The sequence below is a fragment of the Candidatus Phytoplasma crotalariae genome (assembly GCF_030586865.1).
GTDB classification, from domain to species: Bacteria; Bacillota_I; Bacilli_A; order Acholeplasmatales; family Acholeplasmataceae; genus Phytoplasma; species Phytoplasma citri.
The window spans coordinates 1-5927 of the sequence record NZ_JAOSIR010000026.1; the positions used below are offsets into that span (position 1 = coordinate 1).

The 5927-nt window shown below is 23.6% G+C and carries 5 protein-coding genes; 1 reads left to right on the top strand and 4 read right to left on the bottom strand.

Annotation, left to right across the window (positions count from 1 at the left end):
• The first annotated feature begins 584 nt into the window (after positions 1-584).
• The gene (locus OC683_RS01860) at positions 585-758 is read left to right on the top strand and encodes a hypothetical protein (protein ID WP_304514861.1); all 174 of its coding nucleotides are present in this window, start codon (positions 585-587) and stop codon (positions 756-758) included.
• A gap of 45 nt (positions 759-803) precedes the next feature.
• Here the strand turns inward: OC683_RS01860 and OC683_RS01865 are convergent, their stop codons facing one another.
• From OC683_RS01865 to OC683_RS02505, 4 genes are all read right to left on the bottom strand, one after another.
• On the bottom strand, positions 804-2471 hold the full coding sequence (locus OC683_RS01865) for an ATP-binding cassette domain-containing protein (protein ID WP_304514862.1): 1668 nt from the start codon (positions 2469-2471) through the stop codon (positions 804-806).
• 104 nt (positions 2472-2575) lie between these two features.
• Positions 2576-3430 (bottom strand): ATP-binding protein, encoded by an 855-nt coding sequence (locus OC683_RS01870; RefSeq protein WP_304514863.1) that lies wholly within the window; start codon positions 3428-3430, stop codon positions 2576-2578.
• An 870-nt stretch (positions 3431-4300) separates the two neighbouring features.
• Complete coding sequence (locus OC683_RS01875; RefSeq protein ID WP_304514864.1) at positions 4301-5536, bottom strand: DnaD domain protein; 1236 nt, start codon at positions 5534-5536, stop codon at positions 4301-4303.
• Between the two features lie 118 nt (positions 5537-5654).
• Positions 5655-5741, bottom strand: coding sequence for a zinc finger domain-containing protein (locus OC683_RS02505; RefSeq protein ID WP_420887816.1), 87 nt, complete (start codon positions 5739-5741; stop codon positions 5655-5657).
• Positions 5742-5927 lie beyond the last annotated feature (186 nt).

Here is a 5927-nt window from a genome sequence, read left to right on the forward strand (position 1 = left end):
TATGACAAGGCTGAATGGATCAAAAACCAAGTAACACAATGGCTAAACTTACGATCAGGAAGGACAAATCAAAAATTGTCAAAGCTGACAAAGGGACAAGGTTTTAGCCTACATGATAAAGGTAAACTCCACCAATAAAACCCGTAAAGAGAAAGCCACAAGGAATTCCTTAAACGGCTGTGCCTAAAAAATCCAAATTCTTAAAGCGAAAGCCGAAGAATATGGAGTAGAATACAATTGGTTAAAAAAGGGAAAGGCGAAGCACGACGAAACATTAGCAGATAGAGGCGAATTAGAAATAATCCGGACTTATAAAACAATTGTTAGAGGAATTTTTATCCAATACTTTTGTTTAACTAACAACCTAGGTGTTTTAACCCATCTAAATTATTTAGCTGTTGGAAAGCGGAAAACGTTAATTGCCAGAGTTCGGAAGAAGTTAATATTAGTTCAACTTGGGGTATCGCTTATAATAATAAAGGAAAAACCCAACATGAATCATGGATTGTCTACTCTTGAGATAAGATTAAAAAAATGTGTAACTACAAGAGAAATCCTGATATTACCTTATATTCCAAAGTTGTATGAATCTCACTGACCGCCTAAAAGCGGAACGTTGTGAGATTTGTGATAAAACAACCCAACTACCAATTCATCACATGGGGACAATTCGCAACACGAACCGCCAAAGGATCATAATCTTAAGAAATCGAGTTATTATTTTAATAAAAAATTATAAAATTTATAATTATTTATAACAAAATAAATCATTTATTTATAATGAGTTTTTTATGAAAATTGTTTCAAGAATTTCCTTTTTTTAACATCATTAAAGGTTTTGTTTTATTTAATCGTTTAGAATTCATTAAAAGATAAATACTATACACAAAGAAAAAACAAATAATAAAAAAACCTACCCAACTAACTATAGTTCGATAACTAGGTGGAATCGAAAAAAAACCATTCTCACACAAAGGACCAAAAAAGCTTTGAACAAGTTCGTTAGAACAAGGATAAAGTTTTTCACTTAATTGCAATAATGATTTTTTTTGTGTGAACAAATTCATATCATTAAAACCAGGAATTGCTTTTTTATCCAAAAACATAGAAAAATAATTCAAACCATTATTAAAATAATTCAAACCCTTATTGACAATTTTATTAACTCCCCATTGGTACAAAAACATAAACATTTGATGTAAGAAAGTAAACGCCAATATAAAATAAGCGATAAAATAAAATAATATTTTATTAATAATTCGACTATTCGCGCCTAAAATACGAGTAATACCTGCGGCACGATAAAAAACTATTGTCTGACGATTAAGAAAGGACTTAGATAAAAGAAAATAAAACAACCAAAATAAAAATATTACTAAAAATCCTAAAAAAGATACCCCGTAAAATCCTTTTAAAAAAGGCAATATAATGCTTTCATTCAATTCTAAATATATATTTTTAAAAAAAGATGTTTTATACCAAAATATTTGTCCCAAGAAAGCATTTACATAAGACAGCAATTTAAATGCTAACAAAGATGATATAAAATAATACAAAAGACTAAATAAATTTCGTTTCCAATGATTTTTATAAAAAAATTTACAAATAGAATGCACTTCCTTAAAAGGTAAATTAGATGAAACAGATTTAAATTTCAAAAGATGATCGTTTTCAAATAAATTAGAAACTTCCTTGATTTTAGAAACAAATTTTTGTTTTTCTAAATTATCAACATAAGTTAATAAATCTAAATCCTTTTCATTAAATTGAACATTTTCATTATTAAAAGTGTCATTTTGTTTACGCACTAAATAATCTTTAACAATACCTTCTTTTATTTTAATAATAATATCAGCATATTTGGTTGCTAATAAAATATCATGAGTCACTACGATAACCAATTTTTTTTCAGAAATTTCTTTTAATTTTTTAAAAACTAAATTACTAGAATCTGGATCTAAATTACCTGTAGGCTCATCAGATATTATCACATCAACATCTTTGATTAAACTTCTAATTACATTGGCTCTTTGTAATTGTCCTCCAGATAATTTAAAAGGTTTTTTTGTCAATAAACTGATAGGTAAATTAAAATATTTAAATAAATCTTTAATTTGTTTATGAATGAGCGGATTAACAACGCTTTTTTGTAATTTAACAGATAAAAGAATATTATCTAAAACACTTAATTCATTAATAAAATAAGCATCTTGTGTTATATAAGAAATCATACCATTTCTATAATCAGCCATTTCAAAGTCTGAAAAAGTAGATAAATCTTTATCTTCTACTAAAATATTACCATAACTTATCTTTTCTAATCCTGATAAAAGATTGCATAAACTAGTTTTTCCTGAACCTGATGGTCCCGACAAAAAAACAAATCCGCGACTAGGTAAATTAAAAGAAATATCTTTTAAAATATCTTCGTCTTCATCAAAACTCAAATTAACGTCTATTAAACGAATCATATTTATAATTTATTACTCTCCCTAATTTTTTAAAATCAATATATAATTAATCTAAAAAATATCATTTTAACTAATTTAATAACTAATAAAAAATATTCTTGTTATCATGACAATTTATTTTTAGAAATATTATTAGAAAAATCATATAATAAAGTAGATTTTTGAATTAAATTAATAATTTTCGCAGATTTAGTAGCATTAATTAAATCTACATTTAATTGTAAAGTTTCTTTCAAATCGTTCTGATGCAAAACGCTACTAAAAAAAACAGGTAAATTATATTCATAACGATAATTTAATAAAGGTATAAAAATATCATCTCGAAAAAAAGCATTCATATTTTCTAAACCAAAATCATCTAAAATTAAAAATGGAATTTTTTTTAAATGGTTTATTTTATCTTCTATAATATCATGAGTCCATAAAAATTTAAATTGCCGAACCAAATCTGACATAACAATAAATAAAAAAGGAATATGATTTATTAATAACATTTTAGCTAATATTTTTAACATAAAAGTTTTTCCAGAATTAAAAGGACCATAAATATATAAACCTTTATTTTGTTTAATGTTGATGTCAAAAGAATTATATTTTTCTACGATATCCAGCATATAATTAAAAATACTTTTTTGTGTTTTAGACATAGATTTTATATTTTTAATATCTATACCAGTCAAATTTATTTCTTGATTAAATAAAAAATTTTTTTGTTGTAAATTATTTTTCCAATCTATTTGTTTAGTTTTAACAGTTTCTTGCCAAACTACATGAAGATAAGGTTGTTCTTTTAAAACTAATTTATATCCGAAAGGATTGGGTTTATCTTTTTTATTTAAATAATTAAAAACAATAATAACATCTTCGTCTTTAATTTGTAAATGTTTTGTGTCGGGATGATTCTTAATATAATCTTTAATTTTTTGCAAATGAAAATTTGACTTTTCAGATGAATCCATAATAACTCCTAAATAAAAATTTAAATTTTTTGAAATCTAAATTTTTATAAAACTAAAATAATAATACATTGAATTTATTATAAATTCAGATAAATATAGATTAATTAGAAAAAAATCTATTGTATTAAAACCTCAACAAATAAATTTTAAAATCATCAAATATTTATCTAAAATCTCATTTTTTCTTAACATTACTAAATATTTTTAGCTTATACATAAATTATTACTTAATTTATTATATCATGTTTTTTTATGTCTATTTATTTTTAATTTTAAACATTTAAATAATATTAATAAACAATTTATCAAAATAAAAAAATAAATTTAGGTTTACCTTTGCGACTACTAAAAAGATTCTTTATCCTTGACCGTCCGGGATTTTATTTCCGGATTAGTAAATTTCATTACTTCGTTTTAGGATTCTCCAAGTTACCCTAAAGTTCAACCTTAATTCCTTAGATGAATTACCTTCTTTTTTAGAGAAAATGATTCCAGGTTTTCTTTAGCTGATAAACTACTTAATAATTATATATTATATTAGTAGATTCTGAACTACCCGTTTAAGCAAATTCCGAAATAGGTCTATATATTAAATCACTTTTTCTTCTTAGGACATTTCAGACTTTTCCAGAAAATTATTCGGCGGCATTATTCTCTTGACTAATTTGCTTTTGTTACAACCCAATTTTATGGTCTTCTATAATCAGTAATTCTTTCTTTTTTCTGACCGATCATATTCTTTTCAGGATAATCTCACCCTGGATATTGGTTAAATAGCACGAAATTTAGTCCTCTTTGGTACTAATATGAGATTATATAATAATTTATCATTCTCATGATTGATCTCAAATATTTCTCGATTACTTTTAATTAATGTAAATTTTTCATAAAATCATCTAACCATTTAGGCAAAGGAACATTTTTGCGAGCAGAATTAAATTTTTTATTATTATTATTTTCTAACTCTTCTGTCAAGTAATTATAAGCCATTTCTGCAGAAATAATACCTCTTTTTAACCACGATTTTAAAACAACATCACAATAATTATAAGATAAAACAAAATCAAGTTCATGATGTTTCTTTTTGCAAATATACATTAATAAAGCATTAATAACTCCAATATCTACATTTTTATGATTTTGAATTAACATGAATAAATCATGATTTAATTTTTTATTTATATTAATATTTTTACCAAAATTTTTAATAATATGAATAGGATGTGATCTTTTTAAACATAAAATCATTTCATTTTTTTCTTGTTGATGATTATTAACATCAATAATTTTAATATTTTGTTGAGTTTTTATATTTTGTTCATATAAATAATCTTTCAAAACATTTAAATTAATATTAAGATTTTGATTATAATTATGGCGAAAAATTTTTTGATACAAAGCAGCCATTTCTTTTGGTTGCAACATATAAACAAAACCTAAAGTTACGATATAATCAATATTTTCATTTTCTAATAAAAAAGGCTTTTTAAAACGTTCAGATAAATTATTAAAAAAAACTTCGTAATCGAAAAATTTTTTAAATACTACTAAATGGTTATTATTGCTGTTTTGAGCATTACCCGAATCAGAATGATGATATAAAGAGTTATAATCAATATTAATTTTATTAACTTTATAAAGATCTACAAAATTTTTACTAATATTTTGGAAATTTTTAGGTATTAAAGGTAATTTATTTAGTAATAATTTTTGTAAACAATGATAATAATTACCAACTTCGCTTAAAAAAAAATGACTTAATAAAGGATCATTAAAAAATTTTTGAACTGAAACAGGAGAATAAAGTACGTAAATAATATCTTGATTATCATTAGAATAAGTTTCTAACAAACGGAGAGCTTCTAATTTATATTGATTAGATTGAAAATTTTTTTTATTTACATTTAACAAATCAAATAACATCTGATATGTAATAGTAAAATTATTATCAATATTATTTTTACTTTCGTTTAAAAAATATAAAGTATTATACAAAGAGATAGCAATAGTTCCAATTAGGGGTTGATATAATAAATTAAGTACTTTGTAATCTTCCGAAGTCAATTTATTAACACAATAAATTTTAATTATATTTGAATTAATCATTATTTGTGACCTTCCTTAAATACTATTACTATAAACAATTGATAAAAACTGATAAAAACAAAAATAAATATTGATTAGACATCAGAATTATCAAAAAAATAACATAAAATATTTCTATTTATTTTAACTGACAAAAATCACAAAAATAAGAACTACGACCATTAATTTTAATTTTTTGAATTAATTTATTACACCTAAAACACATTTCTTTATCTTTTTGATATACCAAAAGCTTTTTTTGAAAATTACCTTTAATTCCTAAAGATACGGATAGATTAATTGCGCTTTATGTGGCGATTTATATTTGCCATTTTATTTACAATCAGCCCCCGTCCAAACGGTGCGAGCAAGTTTCCAAGCACACCGCTTTCCCTAATTTACTCTCTTGCGA

Coding starts and splice junctions, on each gene's coding strand:
- OC683_RS01860 (WP_304514861.1), top strand. CDS start 585: ATGAATCTCACTGACCGCCTAAAAGCGGAACGTTGTGAGATTTGTGAT.
- OC683_RS01875 (WP_304514864.1), bottom strand. CDS start 5,536: ATGATTAATTCAAATATAATTAAAATTTATTGTGTTAATAAATTGACT.
- OC683_RS02505 (WP_420887816.1), bottom strand. CDS start 5,741: ATGTGTTTTAGGTGTAATAAATTAATTCAAAAAATTAAAATTAATGGT.
- OC683_RS01870 (WP_304514863.1), bottom strand. CDS start 3,430: ATGGATTCATCTGAAAAGTCAAATTTTCATTTGCAAAAAATTAAAGAT.
- OC683_RS01865 (WP_304514862.1), bottom strand. CDS start 2,471: ATGATTCGTTTAATAGACGTTAATTTGAGTTTTGATGAAGACGAAGAT.